General features: G+C 66.3%; 13 protein-coding genes and 1 tRNA gene. 11 read left to right on the top strand and 3 right to left on the bottom strand.

All coding sequences use genetic code 11. The features are described from left to right. Positions 1 to 31: 31 nt before the first annotated feature. Positions 32 to 3,757, bottom strand: a complete 3,726-nt coding sequence (mfd, locus tag CGLY_RS05140; protein ID WP_265101960.1) for a transcription-repair coupling factor — start codon at positions 3,755 to 3,757, stop codon at positions 32 to 34. A gap of 81 nt (positions 3,758 to 3,838) precedes the next feature. Between mfd and CGLY_RS05135 the strand changes: the two genes are divergently transcribed. The 10 genes from CGLY_RS05135 (at position 3,839) to CGLY_RS05090 (ending at position 12,555) form a co-directional block, all read left to right on the top strand. Then, a tRNA-Gln gene (locus CGLY_RS05135) sits at positions 3,839 to 3,910 on the top strand. Positions 3,911 to 4,091: 181 nt separating this feature from the next. Then, positions 4,092 to 5,483, top strand: coding sequence for a bifunctional UDP-N-acetylglucosamine diphosphorylase/glucosamine-1-phosphate N-acetyltransferase GlmU (gene glmU, locus CGLY_RS05130; RefSeq protein ID WP_052540697.1), 1,392 nt, complete (start codon positions 4,092 to 4,094; stop codon positions 5,481 to 5,483). 152 nt (positions 5,484 to 5,635) lie between these two features. Beyond that, positions 5,636 to 6,568: a ribose-phosphate diphosphokinase gene (locus CGLY_RS05125; protein ID WP_052540694.1), complete on the top strand. Its 933-nt coding sequence runs from the start codon at positions 5,636 to 5,638 to the stop codon at positions 6,566 to 6,568. 167 nt (positions 6,569 to 6,735) lie between these two features. Then, positions 6,736 to 7,368, top strand: coding sequence for a 50S ribosomal protein L25/general stress protein Ctc (locus CGLY_RS05120; protein WP_038546965.1), 633 nt, complete (start codon positions 6,736 to 6,738; stop codon positions 7,366 to 7,368). Between the two features lie 35 nt (positions 7,369 to 7,403). Further along, the gene (gene pth / locus CGLY_RS05115) at positions 7,404 to 7,973 is read left to right on the top strand and encodes an aminoacyl-tRNA hydrolase (RefSeq protein WP_038546960.1); all 570 of its coding nucleotides are present in this window, start codon (positions 7,404 to 7,406) and stop codon (positions 7,971 to 7,973) included. 10 nt (positions 7,974 to 7,983) lie between these two features. Next, the gene (gene pth / locus CGLY_RS05110; protein ID WP_038551447.1) at positions 7,984 to 8,628 is read left to right on the top strand and encodes an aminoacyl-tRNA hydrolase; all 645 of its coding nucleotides are present in this window, start codon (positions 7,984 to 7,986) and stop codon (positions 8,626 to 8,628) included. After that, entirely contained in the window at positions 8,625 to 9,479 is an 855-nt protein-coding gene (locus CGLY_RS05105; protein WP_038546956.1) for a spermidine synthase, read from the top strand. The genes pth (CGLY_RS05110) and CGLY_RS05105 overlap by 4 nt, the downstream gene beginning before the upstream one ends. A gap of 99 nt (positions 9,480 to 9,578) precedes the next feature. Further along, on the top strand, positions 9,579 to 10,760 hold the full coding sequence (locus CGLY_RS05100) for an HNH endonuclease signature motif containing protein (protein ID WP_052539693.1): 1,182 nt from the start codon (positions 9,579 to 9,581) through the stop codon (positions 10,758 to 10,760). Positions 10,761 to 10,801: 41 nt separating this feature from the next. After that, positions 10,802 to 11,761 carry a daunorubicin resistance protein DrrA family ABC transporter ATP-binding protein gene (locus tag CGLY_RS05095; protein ID WP_038546953.1) on the top strand — a complete coding sequence of 320 codons (960 nt, stop codon included), beginning with the start codon at positions 10,802 to 10,804 and terminating at the stop codon, positions 11,759 to 11,761. After that, the gene (locus tag CGLY_RS05090) at positions 11,761 to 12,555 is read left to right on the top strand and encodes an ABC transporter permease (RefSeq protein ID WP_169736917.1); all 795 of its coding nucleotides are present in this window, start codon (positions 11,761 to 11,763) and stop codon (positions 12,553 to 12,555) included. The genes CGLY_RS05095 and CGLY_RS05090 overlap by 1 nt, the downstream gene beginning before the upstream one ends. A 3-nt stretch (positions 12,556 to 12,558) precedes the next feature. Here the strand turns inward: CGLY_RS05090 and CGLY_RS05085 are convergent, their stop codons facing one another. Together CGLY_RS05085 and CGLY_RS05080 are read right to left on the bottom strand one after the other, a co-directional pair. Continuing rightward, a complete protein-coding gene (locus tag CGLY_RS05085) occupies positions 12,559 to 13,416 on the bottom strand; it encodes a DNA-formamidopyrimidine glycosylase family protein (protein ID WP_038546934.1) in 858 nt (285 codons plus the stop codon). Beyond that, positions 13,409 to 15,400: an aconitate hydratase gene (locus CGLY_RS05080; RefSeq protein WP_038546931.1), complete on the bottom strand. Its 1,992-nt coding sequence runs from the start codon at positions 15,398 to 15,400 to the stop codon at positions 13,409 to 13,411. The genes CGLY_RS05085 and CGLY_RS05080 overlap by 8 nt, the downstream gene beginning before the upstream one ends. A 123-nt stretch (positions 15,401 to 15,523) precedes the next feature. Here CGLY_RS05080 and CGLY_RS05075 point away from each other — a divergent pair, with 123 nt between their 5' ends. After that, positions 15,524 to 17,203, top strand: a complete 1,680-nt coding sequence (locus CGLY_RS05075) for a peptide chain release factor 3 (RefSeq protein ID WP_038546928.1) — start codon at positions 15,524 to 15,526, stop codon at positions 17,201 to 17,203. Positions 17,204 to 17,262 lie beyond the last annotated feature (59 nt).

Below are 17,262 nucleotides of genomic sequence, written 5' to 3'. Positions count from 1 at the left end.
GGAGGTCAGTGTACCGGGTCACCGTCCGGTCTCAGCGGGTAACCGGCTCCGTGTGTCCGGCCACTGCTGTGACATCGCGCCGCGGCACACCTGCCAGGTCGGTCAGCACATTGGCACACCACTGCACGAGGTCGAGGTCACGCAGGGCGACGGCCCGCATCCCGGATCCCTCCTTCGGCACCGGGACCAGCACCGTTTTCGGTGTCGCCCGGTAGGTCGCCGCGGGGAACAGCCGCTTGAGACGCACCTGCCCGGAGTCCGCCAGCGCGATCGGGGAGAAACTGATCTTCGCCCCGGTCTGAATGACCTCAGTGACGTCCAGGTCCCGGCACACCATCCGCAGGCGTGCGACAACCACAAGACGCTGCACCTCCTCGGGGATGTCACCGTAACGGTCCCGCAGTTCCTCGAGGACCTGCTCCAGCGCCTCATCGTCGGTGGCCTCGGCGAACTTACGGTAGGCCTCCAGCCGCAGCCGCTCGCTGGCGATGTACGTCACCGGAATGTGGGCGTCGACGGGCAGGTCGATACGGATCTCCCGACGCTCCGCCGTATCCGAACCATCCACCGTCTCCCCGTCCGCCATCGCACGGAAAGCCTCGACAGCTTCACCGACCAGCCGGACGTAGAGGTCGAACCCGACCCCGGCGATGTGGCCGGACTGCTCGGCACCCAGGACGTTGCCCGCACCACGCATCTCCAGGTCCTTCATCGCCACCGCCATACCCGCACCCAGGTCGTTGTTCTGCGCGATGGTGGTCAACCGGTCATAGGACGTCTCCGTGAGCGTCTCCCCCTTCGGGTAGAGGAAGTAGGCGTAAGCCCGCTCACGCGACCGCCCGACCCGACCTCGCAGCTGGTGCAGCTGGGACAGGCCCATATGGTGGGCATTCTCCACGATCAGGGTGTTGGCGTTGGCGATGTCCAGCCCGGTCTCCACGATGGTCGTGCACACCAGCACGTCGAACTCCCGGTCCCAGAACCCCTGCACCGTGGTCTCCAGTTGCTCCTCACTCATCTGCCCGTGCGCAACGACCACCCTCGCCTCGGGAACGAGCTGCCGGATCCGCGAGGCGGTGTCCTCGATGCTCTTGACCTTGTTGTGGACGTAGAAGACCTGCCCGTCGCGCAGCAGCTCCCGACGGATCGCCGCGGCCACGTGCTTCTCGTCCTGTGAGCCGACGTAGGTCAGCACCGGGTGCCGGTCCTGCGGCGGGGTGAGGATCGTCGACATCTCACGGATGCCCGCCATCGACATCTCCAGGGTGCGCGGGATCGGTGTGGCTGACATCGTCAGCACGTCGACATGGGTACGCAGCGACTTGATGTGTTCCTTGTGCTCCACGCCGAAGCGCTGTTCCTCATCGACGACGATCAGCCCCAGGTTCTTCCACCGGATACCGGTCCCCAGCAGTCGGTGGGTGCCGATCACGATGTCGACGGTGCCGTCGGCCATGCCCTCGAAGACCTCCGTGGACTCCTTCGGCGAGGTGAAACGCGACAACTCCCGGATCTGTGTGGGGAAATCCTGCATCCGGTCGATGAACGTGCGGTAGTGCTGCTGCGCCAGCAGCGTGGTCGGCACCAGCAGAGCGACCTGTTTACCGGACTGCACGGCCTTGAACGCCGCACGTACCGCCACCTCGGTCTTGCCGTAGCCGACGTCACCGACGATCACCCGGTCCATCGGCACCGGCTTCTCCATGTCACCCTTCACCGCCTCGATGGCGTTGAACTGGTCCTCGGTCTCCGTGAAAGGGAACGCCTCCTCCATCTGCCGCTGCCACGGCGAATCCGGATCGAAGGCGTAACCGGGTGCCGCCTGCCGGGCCGCGTAAAGCTGCACCAGCTCGCCCGCGATCTCCCGTACCGCTCCCCGGGCCTTCTTCTTGGTGTTCTTCCAGTCCGACCCACCCATCTTCGACAGCGACGGCTTCTCGCCGCCGACATAGCGGGACAACAGGTCCAGCTGGTCCATCGGGACGTAGAGCTGGTCGCCAGGACCACCCCGTTTCGACGGGGCGTACTCCAGCACCAGGTACTCGCGTCGGGACGCGTCCGGCCCCTTGCCGATCGTGCGCTCGGTCATCTTGACGAACTTGCCGATACCGTGCTGGTCGTGGACGACGAGGTCGCCCGGAGCCAGCGCCAGCGGGTCCACCCGGTTGCGCTTCTTCGCAGGCTTGCGCCGACCGGTCGCGCTGGCCTCGACACGGTTGCCCGTGACATCGGACTCCGTGACAAACAGCAGCTCCCGGGTGTCCAGCCCGGCGTGCGCTGCAGCCTGGTAGATACTGACCGTCCCGGTGGCGGGAACCTCGTCAGGGGTGCGCTTCGAGCGCCGCATCCTGCCCTGCCCGGTAATGCCGTCAAGGTCCACGCCCACGGCCTCCGCGGCGATCCCTGCCTCCCGGAACCGGCGCAGCATCCGCGCCACGATCGTCGGCGACGGTGCCGCGTACGCCACCCTGCCACCGTCCTCCACCCGACGCCGGATCGTGGACATCAGCTGGCCGATGGCCTCCATCTCGCCGTGCGGCGCCGGCGCGACGTCAAAATCGAGCAGCAACGGCTCAGCATCGCCGTCATCGCCGTCGTCCCAGTCTGCGACGCCGGTCGGCGACAATGTCCACCACGGCACCCCCAGAGCGTCCTGCGTCTTCTGCAATGATGCGAGACTCCGGTACCCCGCCCGGTCCACGTCCTGCACCCCGGCCTCGGAACTGTCGGCAATGGCAGTGACGTCCACCGGCGCCGCACCACCCATCGCCGCAACCTCCCACCCCGCGGCAAGGAACTCCCGCCCCGTCGCAATGAGGTCCTCGGCCCGCCGCTGCACCGCGGCCGGTGCGAGCACCACGGTATGAGCGCCGTCGGGCATGAGCTCGGGCAGTGTCTGCATCGGCCCGTCGTAGAGCAACGGGATCAACGACTCCATGCCCTGCACCGGAGTGTGTTGGCTGATCTTGTCGAAGGCCTCTGCCAGCTCCGGGTTCCCCGCGTTCTCCCGCGCCAGGGACTCCGCGCGCCGGGCGACGTCATCCGTGATCAGGAGCTCCCGGACAGGATGGACGGAGACCGCCTGTGTGACCGCCTCAGGGATCGTCCGCTGGTCCCCCACCGAGAACGCACGGACCTCGCTGACCTCGTCACCCCAGAACTCGACGCGCACCGGCATCTCCGCCGTCGCCGGGAAAATGTCGAGAATCCCGCCGCGGGTCGCGAACTCCCCGCGTCGACCCACGACATCGGAGTGCGCATAACCGAATTCCACGAGACGTTTCTGCACGTCGGCGAAGTCGAGTTCTTCGCCTTCCACCAACCGCACCGGCTCCACGTCGCCCAGACCGGCCATCACCGGCTGAACCACCGACCGGGTCGGTGCCACCAGTACCTGCACCTCGCCGTGGGCGAGTCGGTACAGCGCCTGGCGACGCTGCGACACCGTCTCCACCCCCGGCGACAGCCGCTCGTGCGGCAACGTCTCCCAGGACGGCACCATCGCCACCGTGTCCCCCAGCATTGCGGTGAGCTGAGCCGTCAGGTCCTCCGCCTGGCGTCCCGTTGCCGTCACCAGCAGCACCGGGGCCTGCTGTGCCAGCGCACCAACGGCGAACGGCCACGCCGCCTCCGGCCCCTGCAGGTGCAGACGCAGGTCGCCGACGTGCGTGACCATGCCCCTCAGCTTCGGATCGGAGGCGACAGAACGCAGCACCCCGGACAGCGGAGGTGTCGGGGTTGTGTGGGTGACACTCATGGGCAACCATCGTAGTCTGACCGTCATCAGGTAGAGTGACCGGTTGACCGGGACGGGCAACTGAGCCCCAGCCCCGGATGTTCCCCCATGGTGTAATAGGCAACACTGCGGTTTTTGGTACCGTCATTCCAGGTTCGAGTCCTGGTGGGGGAGCTTTCTGTGTTCCGGAGGGGCGGCCCGTGCACTGAATCTCGCCGCCGCGGCGTTAGACTGTCGGTCATTCGCGTGATCCACCTCCGCAGTCGACCGCCAATGTGTAAGGACACCGCCCATCGTGACTGAACAGAACAAGCCGGTCGCCGTCGTCGTACTCGCCGCCGGTGCCGGGACCCGCATGAAATCCGCCACGCAGAAGACCCTGCACTCCATTGGTGGACGGACCCTGCTGGCGCACAGTCTGCACGCCGCCGACACCGTCTCCCCCGAGCGCATCGTCGCCGTCGTCGGCCACGGCCGCGACCAGGTCGGTCCCGCCGCTGAGGCGATTGCCGGCGAGCTCACCGCCCCCGTCGACCTCGCCGTTCAGGAGGAACAGCTCGGCACCGGCCACGCCGTCCAGTGCGCCATGCCCTCGCTCGAGGGGTTCGAGGGCACGGTCATCGTCACGAACGCTGATGTCCCGCTCCTGACGGGTGACACGCTCGGTCACCTGCACGCCGCACACACCGAGGTACCGACGGCGGTAACAGTGCTGACCACGGACCTGACGGACCCGTACGGTTACGGCCGCATCATCCGTAACGACGAGAACGAGGTCACCGCCATCGTCGAGGAGAAGGACGCGACGGAGACCGAGCGCGAGGTCACTGAGATCAACTCCGGCGTCTTCGCCTTCGACGCCGCGATCCTGCGTGACGCGCTCACCCGCCTGCGCACAGACAACTCCCAGGGCGAGCTCTATCTCACCGACGTCCTCGGCATCGCCCGGCACGACGGCCACCCGGTGCGCGCCTACCGCTCCGAGGACTACCGCGAACTCGCCGGTGTCAACGACCGGGTCCAGCTCGCCGCCGCCGGCAAGGAACTCAACCGTCGTACGGTCGAGGCCGCAATGCGTGGCGGAGCCACCATCGTCGACCCCGCCACCACCTGGATCGACGTCGAAGTCACCGTCGGTGTCGACGTCACCGTACTGCCGGGTACACAGCTCAAGGGGCGTACCTCGATCGCCGCCGGCGTCACCGTCGGCCCGGATTCCACCCTGCAGGACGTGTCGGTCGGCGAGGGTGCCTCCGTCGTGCGCACCCATGCCGTCGGCGCCACGATCGGCGCGCACGCCGAGGTCGGCCCCTTCACCTACCTGCGTCCCGGGACAGTACTAGGCGAGGAGGGGAAGCTCGGCGGTTTCGTCGAAGCCAAGAACGCGACCATCGGGCGCGGCTCGAAAGTCCCCCATCTGACCTACGTCGGCGACGCGACGATCGGCGAATACTCCAACATCGGCGCGTCGAGCGTCTTCGTCAACTACGACGGCGTGAACAAGCACCACACCACCGTCGGTTCCCATGTCCGCACCGGTTCCGACACGATGTTCATCGCCCCCGTCACCGTCGGGGACGGTGCCTACTCGGGAGCCGGGACCGTGATCAAGGATGACGTCCCGGCCGGAGCGCTGGCCGTGTCCGGCGGCCAACAGCGCAACATCGAGGGCTGGGTCCAGCGCAAGCGTCCCGGAAGTGCCGCCGCTGAAGCAGCCGAGGCTGCTGAGACACCCCGGGAGTCCTGACCCCGGCGGGGTTAACCGGATTGGTTCGTGCGAAGCCCCCGTCTTACACTCACAGCAGCGATAAGCTCACTAACGCCCTGTACCCCACACCTCCCCAAGTCGGAAAGGTCGTAGAATCCGTGTCCCACTGGATCGACAACCAGAAGAACCTGATGCTCTTCTCCGGTCGTGCCCACCCAGAGCTCGGCGAAGCCGTCGCCCGTGAGCTGGGGATCGCGTTGACCCCCACCACGGCACACGATTTCGCCAACGGCGAGATCTTCGTCCGGTTCGAGGAGTCGGTCCGCGGCTCAGACGCCTTCGTCCTGCAGTCCCACCCCCAGCCGCTGAACAAGTGGGTGATGGAACAGCTGATCATGATCGACGCACTCAAGCGCGGATCCGCCAAGCGCATCACCGCGATCCTGCCGTTCTACCCCTACGCCCGTCAGGACAAGAAGCACCGCGGCCGTGAGCCGATCTCCGCACGCCTGATCGCCGACCTGCTCAAGACCGCCGGTGCCGACCGCATCGTCTCCGTGGACCTGCACACCGACCAGATCCAGGGCTACTTCGACGGACCGGTCGACCACATGCACGCCATGCCGATCCTCACCGACTACATCATCGACAAGTACGGCAAAGACAACCTCTGCGTGGTCTCCCCCGACGCCGGTCGGGTGAAGGTCGCCGAGAAGTGGTCGAACGTGCTCGGCGGCGCTCCGCTGGCCTTCGTCCACAAGACCCGCGACATCGACGTGGCCAACAGCGTCACCGCCAACCGCGTCGTCGGTGACGTCGAAGGATGTACCTGTGTGCTGCTCGACGACATGATCGACACCGGTGGAACCATCGCCGGCGCCGTGAAGGTCCTGCGGGAGGCCGGCGCCGGCGACGTCATCATCGCCACCACCCACGGCGTGTTCTCCGATCCCGCCCGTGAGCGGCTCGACAACTGCGGAGCCCGCGAGGTCATCACCACCGACACGCTCCCGCAGAGCACCGAGGGCTGGGACAACCTCACCGTCCTGCCGATCGCCCCGCTGGTCGCCAAGACCATCCACGAGATCTTCGAGAACGGTTCGGTCACAACCCTCTTCGAGTGATACACTCTTGACCGTCTCGGCGAGGGCTGGTTCATACCGGCCGTTATCGGCGCGCATTCGTTCCACGGTGTTCTTTCACCACGGGACGGTCACCGCACCATGAGCCGCAGCAGAGTCTGCGGCTTTTTTTCGTGAGACCGATCAGTTCCGACATCTAGGAGATCACCATGGCAACGAACATCACCCGCATCAGCGGCCTGCCGCGCACCGAGTTCGGCAAGGGCGCGTCCCGCCGTCTGCGCCGCGACTGGCGCATCCCGGCCGTCCTCTACGGATCCTTCCACGAGCCGATCCACGTGAGCTTCGAGCTGCTCGAGTTCCAGGGCATCGTCCGTAACCACGGCGCCAACGCGATCCTCGAGGTCGAGATCGACGGCGAGGACAACCTCTGCATGATCAAGGCCGTCGACCAGAACGTCCTGACCCTGGACATCGACCACGCTGACCTGTTCTCCGTCAAGCGCGGCGAAACCGTCGAGGTCGACGTCCCCGTCGTCGCCGAGGGTGAGGCCGCCCCGGGCACCCAGGTCGTGCAGGACGCCGACACCGTCACCATCGAGGCCGACGTCCTGTCCATCCCGGAGGAGATCACCTTCTCCATCGAGGGCAAGCTGATCGGTGACCAGATCACCGCCGGCGACCTGAAGATGCCGGGCAACACCTCCCTGGTGTCCGACGCCGACACCCTGATCGTCAACATCATCGAGCCCGAGGTTGCCCCGGAGCCCGAGGAGACCGACGACGCCGTCACCACCGAGGACGACGCGAAGTCCGAGGAGTCCACCGAGTCCGCGGAGTAGTTTTACGCCGCACCGCGGTATGGGAGACTGGATCAGTGAAAAACACTGACCGGTCTCCCTTTCTCGTTGTCGGCCTCGGGAACCCCGGGGCGCAGTACGAGGGCACGCGACACAACGTCGGTGCCATGGTCCTCGACGAGGTGGCAGGACGCTGTGGCGGACCTGCGGGCCCGGCGACGTTCAGCACGAACCGGAAACTCAATGCACGTGTCGCGGAAACCAGGATCGGCGACCGACAGGTCATTCTCGCCGTCCCGCGCAGCTACATGAACCAGTCGGGCGGTCCGGTGAAGGCTCTGGCCTCCTACTACCGGGTGCCTGCCGGCTCCGTGCTCGTCGTGCACGATGAACTCGACCTCGACCCGGGGACGGTGAAGATGAAGTCCGGCGGCGGACTGAACTCGCACAACGGCCTGCGTGACATCGCGAAATCCCTGGGCACCCGCGACTTCCAGCGCGTACAGGTCGGCATCGGACGCCCTCCCGGACGCATGGCCCCGGCGTCCTACGTCCTCAAACCCTTCGCGAAGAGCGAGCGCGCAGAGCTGCCGATCACCCTCGCCGATGCCGCAGACCGGATTCTCGACCTGGCGGACGGTCGGTAGACTCAGCGGCATGAGCCTGCTCTCCCGCCTGATGGCGCCGTTCCGCAGCCGACCTGCCGACCCCGGTGCCGACGCCCTGGCACCCGCACAGTGGCTGGTCATCGGTCTGGGCAATCCCGGCGGGAAGTACGCGGGAACCCGCCACAACATCGGCTATCTCGTCACCGACCGTCTGGTGGAGCGGACCGACGCCGACGCTCTGCGCGGTGTCCCCGGAACGAAGGCTCAGGTCGCACGGGTGGAGATCGACGGTCACGGTGTGCTGCTGGTGCGCTCGACGACGTATATGAACCTCTCCGGGGAAGCCGTCGCCCCTCTCGCCACCAGCTACGGGATCAGTCCGGACCACGTCATCGTCATCCACGATGAACTTGACCTGCCCGTCGGGAAGGTCAAGGTGAAGCTCGGCGGCAACGAGAACGGTCACAACGGCCTGAAGTCGATTTCCGCGGAACTGGGTACCCGGGACTACGTGCGCGTCCGGGTCGGCATCGGACGTCCTGCCGCGGGCACTGGCGTGATCGACCACGTCCTCACCCCCCTCGACGACGACACCGACTGGGACGTCGCCACCGACACAGCCGCCGATGCCGTCGACATCACGGTCACCCGCGGACTCTCCGCAGCCCAGAACGAGATACACTCCCGGGCGTGAGCAACGCGAAGAAGAAGGCCTCCCGCCTCCCGTCCCCCGTCGCCGGGACATACGAGGGAGACTACGGCATCCTCGAGCTCGAACCGGACCCGCACATCACCGACGGGTGGCTGATCAGCGTCAACGGTGTGCCGAGCAGCCACGTGGTCCTCGGCGAGCCCCGGACGCTCGCATTCGAGTACATGCAGTGGATCGCCACCGGACTACGGGCTCACGTCGCCGATCACCTGGATCCGGCCAGCCTGCGGGTCACTCATCTGGGCGGGGGCGCCTGCACGCTGGCGCGCTATGTGGCGGACGTCTACCCGGAGTCGCGTAGTACCGTCGTCGAACTTGACGGCGAGCTTGCCCGCCTGTCGCGCGAGTGGTTCGACATCCCCCGCTCCCCGCGGGTGAAGATCCGGGTGGACGACGCCAGGGACGTCGCCGCAGACTTCAGCCCGGCCAGCCGCGACGTGATCATCCGGGACGCGTTCGCCGGCGCGGTCACCCCGACCAACCTGACGTCGGTGGAGTTCTTCGCTGACTGCCACCGGGGCCTGGCCCCCGGCGGCGTGTACATCGCCAACTGTGGCGACCACTCCGACCTGCGCGGTGCGAAAGAGGAACTCGCGGGCATGGCCGAGGTGTGGGAGCATCTCGCCGTCATCGCCGATCCACCGATGCTCAAGGGACGCCGGTACGGCAACATCATCCTGCTCGCCTCCGACGCTCCTCTACTGGACGCCGGGTCGACCGCCCACGCCGTAGCCACCCGCGAGCTTCTCGGCGGCGCGGTACCCGCACAGTACAAGGACGAGGCCTGGGTGCGGCAGTTCTTCTCCGGCGCGAAGCCGCGGCGGGCCGCGTAGCCCCTCGCCTATTTTCGATCACTTGTTCGTTTTTTGACTCTTTTGCCTTTTTCATGTCCAACCCATCCGATACAGTGTTCGTATCAGAAGGAGGGGACCATGACCAGCACTTACACCACCGAACCCACCACCGGCGAGAGCTACACCACCCTCGCCACAACGTATTCCGTCCAGATCAACAGCGCCGAACTCGAACTCGTCGCTTTCCTCGTGGGTATCCCAGACGACAGCCGACTCGCCACTGCGCAGGCGGTGCGTCGCAGAACTACCCGCGAGGCCTACCGCTACGCGCATGCCGCGGACATCGCCCAGCGCATGCCGACGTTGTTCCGCCACTTCCGGGACGACGGCCGCTACTCCGTCGACCATCTCGACGCCATCTGGAGCCGCATCAACCGACACGCCACGGCGCTCAGCGCGGCCGGGGCCGATGTACCACAGTGCCTCGACGCCGCCGTCGCCCTCGGCATCGCCACCTGGATTCGCACCACCGGCATCACCGCACTGACCGCGATCGCCGACGTCACCGATGAGGTCCTGGCCACGGTCGCACCACTGATTGTCGAGTCGACAGAAAAAGAGGAGGCCGCGGCCGTCTCCCTGACCCGCCGCGGGAACCGGTTCACGTTGGACTGCGGCAGCGAGTTTGTCGCAGACTCCCTGTGGTCCTCGCTCACCTCAGCGGCGCTGGACGCGCGTCGCGACCTTCTGGCCGACCAGGACGAAGCAACTGCGCCTCCACCGATGTCCCTGTGCCGTGGAAACGTCGCTCTCGGCGCACTCGGCGGTCGACGTGACCAGCTGAAGGTCACCGTAAACACCTACCGTGTGCAGGACGACGCCCCGGCCTACGTCCTCGGTTCCGGTTGGGTCTCCCCCGCTACCGGCGCAGAATTCGCCGCCATCGCCCGACATATCCGCGAACTCCCCGCGCTCGACCAGGTCCCGGAGACCACGGCCTACCGGTTCACGGCAGTGCAGCGGACGCACATCGAAGGTCGCGACGGGCGCTGCCGGTTCCCCGGTTGTGAGGTCCCCGCCGACAACTGCGAACACGACCACCTGGTCAACTCGCCACACACTGACCCCGACAGTGACGGTCCGACCAGCGTGTCCAACGGAATCTGCCTGTGCCGCAACCACCATGTTCTCAAGACCGCCGGGATCTGGGAGCCAGCCAGCCAGGATGACGCGGTCACCCTGCACTGGCACGGCCCCGGCGGGGCCCGGGTCACCACGGTGGCCGCCGGCCCACTGTCCCCGGTGAGGCACCCTGCTTGAGCGCTGTTCACCACACGCCCCGTCCAGTACTATCCGAGGCTATGCCCCTCATCGAGCTGCATGGCGTCCGAAAAACCTACCGATCCTCCTCCGGAGAAGTCCGGGCCCTCGACGGCCTCGACCTCGCCGTCGAGGAAGGCACCGTCCGAGGGCTCCTCGGACCTAACGGTGCGGGAAAAACCACCACCGTCAAAGTACTGACCACACTCATCCGCCCCACCTCCGGCACCGCCACCGTGGCGGGGCTCGACGTGGTGAAGCAGTCTGCGCGCGTCCGGGAGATCATCGGCGCATCCGGCCAGTACGCCACCATCGACGAGGACCTCTCCGCCCGGGAGAACCTCATGCTCATCGGACGACTGTTCCACCTCGGTGACCGTACGGCGAAGAAACGGGCGGACGAACTCCTCGAACTGTTCAACCTCACCGACGCCGCTGACCGTCCGGTCAAAGGCTTCTCCGGCGGCATGCGTCGGCGTGCTGACCTGGCATCCTCCCTGGTCAACAATCCGAGAATCCTCTTTCTGGACGAGCCGACGACAGGTCTCGACCCGGCGGCCCGTCTCAGTCTCTGGGACGTAATCCGGGAACGCGTCGCCGCCGGGACCACGCTTCTGCTGACCACGCAGTACCTGGAGGAAGCCGACCAACTCGCCGACGAGATCAGCGTCATCGACAACGGAACCGTCATCGCCGAAGGCACCGCCGACGTACTCAAGACCCAGGTGGGTGGCCAACGTGTCACCGTCACCCTGGCCGACCCCGCCGATGTGGACGCCGCAACACAACTTCTCCAGCCTCTCGCCCTCGGTCAGGAGAGTGTCACCCGGCAGGAACGCACCCTCACCCTCGCCGTCGATGACGGGCCCGCCGCCCTCGAACGTGTCGTCCACGACATCCGGTCGCACAACATCGACGTCCACGACATCGGCCTGGCCCGCCCCACCCTCGATGATGTCTTCCTCTCCCTCACCGGAGACGACGCCGGGAAGGACGCATGATGAGCACTCTCAGCAACTGGTTCACCGATGTCCGGGCAGTGACCCTGCGCAATCTCATCCACTTCCGCCGCACCCCGGACGTGCTGATGTGGGGCATGGTCCAACCCATCATGTTCGTCCTGCTGTTCAGCCAGGTCTTCGGCGGCGCCATCCAGGTCCCCGGGCAGGACTACACCGACTTCCTGATGGCCGGAATCTTCGTGCAGACCGTGGTCTTCGGGTCCACGTTCTCCGGCATGTTCATGTCCGAAGACCGCAAGAAAGGCCTGATCGACCGGTTCAAGACCCTGCCCATGGCACCATCCGCCGTCCTCGTCGCCAGGACGCTGGCCGATCTTGTCCTCAATACGCTCACGCTGATCGTGATGGTTCTGTCCGGCGTCGCCGTCGGGTGGCGGTTCGAGGACGGGGTCGGACGCTTCCTTGCCGGGATGGGCCTGCTTCTGCTGTTCTCCTGGGCATTCTCCTGGGTGATGGTATTGCTTGGTCAGGTCGTGCGCAGCCCTGAGGTGATGAACTCGGCAACCTTCATGGTCCTGTTCCCCCTGACCTTCCTGTCGAATGCATTCGTCCCGTCCGAGACGATGCCCACCGCCCTGCGTGTCTTCGCTGAGTGGAATCCGGTGTCCGCACTGGTCCAGGCCACCCGCGAGCTCTTCGGCAACACCGGGGACGCACCGGCCCCGGACATCTGGACAATGCAGAACCCGGTGCTCGCCGTCTTTGCCGCGGCAATCCTGCTGGTGGCGATCTTCGCTCCCCTGTCGGTGATCAGGTTCCGCCGGGCAGAGTAGCGGTTACTTCAGCAGACGCGACATCCCCCGGTCGGCGAGTATCTTCCCGTCGGTCTGACAGGTGGGACAGTACTGGAACGACGAATCGCTGAACACCACCTCCCGTACGGTGTCGCCGCAGGCCAGGCAGGGTTCCCCGGCACGACCATGCACCTGCATGCCGTCCTTCTTCGCCTGTTTGATGTCGGCAGCGTCGAGCCCCGAGAGACGCCGGATCTCCGAGGTGATCGTCGCGGTGACCGCCTCGTACAGCCGCTGCCGCTCCTCAGTTGGCATCGCCGCGGACGCGAACGGCGACATCCGTGCCCGGTGCAGGATCTCGTCCGAGTACGCGTTGCCGATACCTGCGATGAGCGTCTGGTCGCGGAGAACCCCCTTGATCCGCGCGCGCCCCGCCTCGTCCAGAACTCCGCAGAACGCCTCGAAGGTGAACTCCGACCCCAGTGGATCGGCGCCGAGCGCCGCGATTCCTGACACCTCGGACGGCTCGTTCACGATATAGAGCGCCAGCCTCTTCTTCGTCCCCGCTTCAGTGACGTCCAGACACCGGTCGCCCAGCACCAGCCGAACGGCGAGTGGTCCTTTGCCGGGCTTGGGGCGGCTTACCGGAACAGAGTCACGGCATCTGATCCACCCCGCCCTCGCCAGGTGAATGATCAGATGGACGTCGTCAACGTGGAGGTCGAGGAACTTTCCGTGGCGACGGACATCCTTGACCGTCTTTCCCACGAGGGAGGACGGAGCCGCGGCCACCGTCTTGAGTGCGGAGAATGCTGTCAGATCGACACGGTCGACCATGCTTCCGCCGATGCAACGTCCCAGATCCGCGGCCAGCGCCTCCACCTCAGGGAGCTCAGGCACCGGAACCGCCCGCCGTGTAGGGGATACGCCCACCTGCGATCAGCATCTCTACCTGCCGGTCTGACAGGCGATGGCGCAGCGTCACGTCCCGACCACCGATCGTCGCGGTGACCTGATTTCCTTCACGGAGCGCGTCACGCAACCCGGTGACCACGAACTCGTCGCCCTGCGAGATCGCGTCGTGGTCGGAGGGGTCGACGAACTCCAGCGGCAGGATCCCGAAGTTCGCCAGGTTCTGCCAGTGGATCCGCGCGAAAGACTTCGCCACCACGGCCTGCAGCCCCAGATACCGCGGTGCGATCACCGCATGCTCACGGGACGAACCCTGACCGTAGTTCTCGCCGGCGACGACGATGTGTCCCCCGTCGGTCGCGTGGGCGCGCTCGAAGTAGGTGTCGTCGATGCGGGAGAAACTGAACTCCGAGATCTTCGGGATATTGCTGCGATACGGCAGTACCCGTGAGCCGGCCGGCATGATCTCGTCGGTCGAGACATCATCGCCCATGACCAGCAGCGTGGGCGCCTTCAGGTCGTCGTCCAGGGGCGCGAACTCCGGGAGGGACGAGATATTCGGCCCCTTGACAAGCTCGACCTTGGCCGCCTCCTCCGGGTCCAGAGGTGCCAGCAGCATGTCGTCGACGGAACTGAAACGCTCGGGCATCTGTGGCACGGGGCAGCTCATGTCGTACAACGACTCCAGCTCGCGCGGGTCGGTGATCTTCCCGGTCAGCGCAGCAGCGGCAGCGGTCTCCGGCGAGCACAGCCAGACGGCGTCCTCCTCCGTCCCGGAGCGTCCCGGGAAGTTCCGTGGCATGGTGCGCAGCGAGTTCCGTCCACTGGCCGGCGCCTGCCCCATCCCGATGCAACCCATGCAGCCGGACTGGTGGATACGGGCCCCCGATGTCACCAGCGACGTCAGCCATCCGCCGGCGATCAGGTCAGCCAGCACCTCGCGGGACGTCGGGTTGATGTCCACGGAGACCCTCTGCGACGTCTGGCGTCCGTCCAGGATCTCAGCGACCACGGCAAAATCACGGACCCCGGGGTTCGCGGACGAACCCACGACCACCTGGGAGACCTCCTCGTTCTCCTCCGCCACCTCACGGACCGGAACGACATTTCCGGGTGACGACGGGCGGGCGATCAACGGTTCCAGATCGCTGAGTTCAATGTGTTCGGTGACATCGTACTCTGCACCCTCGTCCGCCACCAGGCGGGTGAAGTCACCGGGACGTCCAACGGCGGCGAGGTAGTCACGTACCGCGTCATCCGCGGGAAAGACGCTGGCGGTGGCACCGAGCTCGGCGCCCATGTTCGCGATCACGTGACGGTCCATCGCCGTGAGATTGTCCAGCCCCGGACCGTGGTACTCGATGATCCGCCCGACGCCTCCCTTCACCCCGTGACGGCGCAGCATCTCGAGAATGACGTCCTTCGCCGACACCCACGGAGGAAGCTCGCCGGTGAGCTCGACACCCCAGACCTCCGGCATGGACACATAAAGCGGCTGTCCCGCCATGGCCATGGCAACCTCGAGGCCACCGACCCCGATGGCCAGCATGCCCAGCGCACCGGCGGCGCAGGTATGGGAGTCCGAACCGATCATCGTGGCGCCGGGCCGTCCAAAGTGGGCCTGGTGGACCGGATGCGACACCCCGTTCCCCGCTTTCGAGAACCACAGACCGAAACGCTGGGCCGCGGACTGAAGAAACACGTGGTCATCGGGGTTCTTCTCATCGGTCTGCAGCAGATTGTGGTCGACATACTGGACGGAGAGTTCCGTCTGGATCCGGTCCAGTCCCATCGACTCGAGTTCCAGCATCACCATGGTTCCGGTGGCATCCTGGGTGAGCGTCTGATCGACGGTCAGGCCGATCTCACTCCCCGGGGCCAGACCGGCCATGTCTGCCATGTCACTGCCGACCAGGTGGTCGGCGATGAGTTTCTGTGCGACATTCCTCTTCTCGTGCTGTGCAGTCTCCATACGGCACACCTCCTTTATCGCGTGCCCTCAACGCTACGCCGGCGACGAACATGTTTCAGATCGTGAACAAGTAGGTCGTCCCCCTTTTCCGGAGCGCCTGCAACGCAGGTAAGGTGTCCAGACGTGTCAGACACCGCAGCCGCCTCCCCATCCAGCACCTCCACCGTCGCGTCCGAAGCGCAGCGACGGCGTACTTTCGCCGTCATCGCCCACCCGGACGCCGGTAAATCCACGCTGACCGAGGCGCTGGCGCTGCATGCCCGTGTCATCAACGAGGCCGGCGCCGTCCACGGCAAGGCCGGCCGCAAATCCACGGTCTCCGACTGGATGGACATGGAGAAGGACCGCGGCATCTCCGTGGCCTCCTCTGCGCTGCAGTTCGAGTACGCCCCGGAGGGCCACACCGGCGAGCCGTACATGATCAACCTGGTCGACACCCCCGGCCACGCCGACTTCTCCGAAGACACCTACCGGGTGCTCACCGCCGTCGACGCCGCCGTGATGCTTGTCGACGGTGCCAAGGGGTTGGAACCGCAGACCCTGAAACTCTTCCGCGTGTGCAAGGCCCGCGGGCTGCCGATCATCACCGTGATCAACAAGTGGGACCGCCCAGGCAAGGAGCCCCTCGAGCTGGTGGACGAGATCGTCACGGAGATCGGTCTGCAGCCGACCCCGCTGTTCTGGCCCGTCGGCCCCGCCGGCGACTTCCGCGGGCTGGCCCGCCTCGACCGCGACGGGGAGGTACAGGAGTACATCCACTTCCTGCGCACCGCCGGCGGGTCCACCATCGCCCCCGAGGAGCGTTACTCCCCCGACGAGGCGTCGGAGAAGGAGGACGACGCCTGGGACACCGCGGCGGAGGAGGCCGAGCTCCTCGCCGCCGACGGCGCCGTGCACGACCAGGAGCTGTTCCTGGAGTGCACGACCTCTCCCCTCATCTTCGCCTCGGCGATGCTGAACTTCGGCGTGCACCAGATCCTCGACACCCTCTGCGCCCTGGCGCCGCAGCCGGGCCCCCGCGAATCCGATCCCACCGTGGTCGAGGCTGCGGCGTCCTCTGCAGGCGCGGCGATCGACACCGTGCGCGGGGTCACCGACGCCTTCGCCGGCGTGGTGTTCAAGGTGCAGGCCGGCATGGACACCAATCACCGCGACAAGCTCGCCTTCATGCGGGTCGTCTCCGGCGAGTTCACCCGGGGCATGCAGGTCAGCCATGCGCAGTCGGGGCGGTCATTCTCCACGAAGTACGCCCTCACCGTCTTCGGCCGTGACCGCAACACCGTCGAAGCGGCCTACCCCGGCGACATCGTGGGACTGGTCAACGCCGGCACCCTCGCCCCCGGCGACACGATCTACGCCGGACGGAAGGTGCAGTTCCGCCCGATGCCGCAATTCGCCCCGGAGAACTTCCGTACGCTACGTGCGAAGACGCTGGGCAAGTACAAGCAGTTCCGCAAAGCGCTGGACCAGCTCGATTCCGAGGGCGTGGTGCAGATCCTGAAGAACGACGCCCGTGGCGACGCCAGCCCGGTCATGGCAGCCGTCGGCCCGATGCAGTTCGAGGTCATGCAGGCCCGGATGATGGCCGAGTACAACGTGGAGACCGTCACCGAACCCGTGCCCTACTCCGTGGCCCGGCGCACCGACGCCGCCAGTGCCGCCGAGCTCGGACGTCAGCGGGGGGTCGAGATCTTCACCCGCTCCGACGGGGCCCTCATCGCCTTGTTCGGCGACAAGTGGAAGCTCGCCTTCGTGGAGAAGGAACACCCCGATCTCACAATGGAGCCCCTGGTGGCTGACTAGCACCTGCTTTTACCCTGGAAATGAGGTAAGGTGCGGCGGGACGTCTCAGTGAAAGGTAG

Source organism: Corynebacterium glyciniphilum AJ 3170, assembly GCF_000626675.1.
GTDB lineage: Bacteria > Actinomycetota > Actinomycetes > Mycobacteriales > Mycobacteriaceae > Corynebacterium > Corynebacterium glyciniphilum.
The sequence above is the reverse complement of the archived record's forward strand: the minus strand, read 5'-3'. Positions and strand labels throughout refer to the sequence as shown.

Excerpts from the sequence above, each read along its gene's own strand:
- mfd (WP_265101960.1), bottom strand. The coding sequence starts at position 3,757 with ATGAGTGTCACCCACACAACCCCGACACCTCCGCTGTCCGGGGTGCTG.
- glmU (WP_052540697.1), top strand. The coding sequence starts at position 4,092 with ATGAAATCCGCCACGCAGAAGACCCTGCACTCCATTGGTGGACGGACC.
- CGLY_RS05125 (WP_052540694.1), top strand. The coding sequence starts at position 5,636 with ATGCTCTTCTCCGGTCGTGCCCACCCAGAGCTCGGCGAAGCCGTCGCC.
- CGLY_RS05120 (WP_038546965.1), top strand. The coding sequence starts at position 6,736 with ATGGCAACGAACATCACCCGCATCAGCGGCCTGCCGCGCACCGAGTTC.
- pth (WP_038551447.1), top strand. The coding sequence starts at position 7,984 with ATGAGCCTGCTCTCCCGCCTGATGGCGCCGTTCCGCAGCCGACCTGCC.
- CGLY_RS05100 (WP_052539693.1), top strand. The coding sequence starts at position 9,579 with ATGACCAGCACTTACACCACCGAACCCACCACCGGCGAGAGCTACACC.
- CGLY_RS05095 (WP_038546953.1), top strand. The coding sequence starts at position 10,802 with ATGCCCCTCATCGAGCTGCATGGCGTCCGAAAAACCTACCGATCCTCC.
- CGLY_RS05090 (WP_169736917.1), top strand. The coding sequence starts at position 11,761 with ATGAGCACTCTCAGCAACTGGTTCACCGATGTCCGGGCAGTGACCCTG.
- CGLY_RS05080 (WP_038546931.1), bottom strand. The coding sequence starts at position 15,400 with ATGGAGACTGCACAGCACGAGAAGAGGAATGTCGCACAGAAACTCATC.